Annotated in this window: 2 protein-coding genes; both read left to right on the top strand. The window is 64.6% G+C overall.

The window, feature by feature from the left end; genetic code table 11:
* A partial coding sequence (locus AC5L35_RS37285) for an ABC transporter ATP-binding protein (protein WP_495064469.1) occupies window positions 1-748 on the top strand: 748 nt, incomplete at its 5' end.
* Window positions 745-1334: ABC transporter ATP-binding protein (locus AC5L35_RS37290; RefSeq protein ID WP_495064470.1), on the top strand; the 590-nt coding region annotated here is incomplete at its 3' end. The genes AC5L35_RS37285 and AC5L35_RS37290, both read left to right, overlap by 4 nt.

Here is a 1334-nt window from a genome sequence, read left to right on the forward strand (position 1 = left end):
GGCGCTGAACGAGGTGTCGTTCGGTCTCGCCGAGGGTGAGATCATCGGCCTGATCGGGCCGAACGGGGCGGGTAAGACCACCTTGTTCAACTGTCTGACCGGGTTGTATGCACCGACGTCGGGGTCGGTGACGTTGCGGGGCAAGGAATTGCCGCAGGACCCCGCCCGGGTGACCGAGCAGGGTGTTGCCCGCACGTTCCAGAACATCCGGTTGTTTCCGAGCATGACCGCCCAGGAGAACGTGTTGGTGGGGCGGCATGTGCGGATGCGGCAGAGCCCGTTGTCGTCGTTGTTGCATGGTCCGGGTTTCCGTCGGAGTGAGGCGGAGGCGGTGGCGCGGACGGAGGAGTTGCTGGCGTTCGTCGGGTTGACGCAGTTCTCCGACGAGTTGGCCCGCAACCTGCCCTACGGGGATCAGCGTCGGTTGGAGATCGCGCGGGCGTTGGCGACGGATCCGTCGGTGTTGTTGCTGGATGAGCCGACGGCGGGGATGAACGCGCAGGAGACCGAGGCGACCCGGCAGTTGATTTTCGCGATTCGGGATCTCGGGGTGTCGGTGGTGGTGATCGAGCACGACACCAAGTTCATCTTCACGTTGTGTGATCGGGTGTTGGTGTTGGTGCAGGGTGAGTTGTTGGTGGAGGGCAGCCCGGATGAGGTGCGGGGTGACCCGCGGGTGGTGGAGGCCTATCTGGGGGCGCCGCCGGATGAGGTCGACGCGCAGATTCACCGTGGGGGGCAGCAGTGAGTTTTCTCGAGGTTCGTGATCTCACGGTTGCCTATGGTGCGATCCAGGCGGTGCGTGGGGTGTCGTTCTCGTTGGAGCGGGGTCAGATCGTCAGTTTGATCGGGAGCAACGGGGCGGGGAAGACCACCACGTTGCGCACGATTTCGGGGTTGTTGCGGCCGGTGTCGGGTGAGGTGTTGCTGGATGGTGAGCCGATTCATCGGTTGCCGGCGCACGAGATCCTGGGTCGGGGGGTGGCGCACAGTCCGGAGGGGCGGCGGTTGTTCGCGCGGATGACGGTGGAGGAGAACCTGCTGTTGGGCGCGTATACGCGTCGGGATGAGGCGGGGATCGCGGAGGATCTGGATCGGATTTTCTCGTTGTTCCCGGTGTTGGGGGAGCGGCGGGCGAACAAGGCGGGCCTGTTCTCCGGTGGTGAGCAGCAGATGCTGGCGATCGGGCGGGCGTTGATGTCGCGGCCGAAGTTGTTGATGTTGGATGAGCCGTCGATGGGGCTGTCGCCGATCATGACGCAGAAGATCTTCGCGACGGTGCGGGAGTTGCAGGCCGAGGGCACCACGGTGTTGTTGGTGGAGCAGAACGCGCT

The sequence above is a fragment of the Pseudonocardia sp. OZ21 genome (assembly GCF_059359135.1).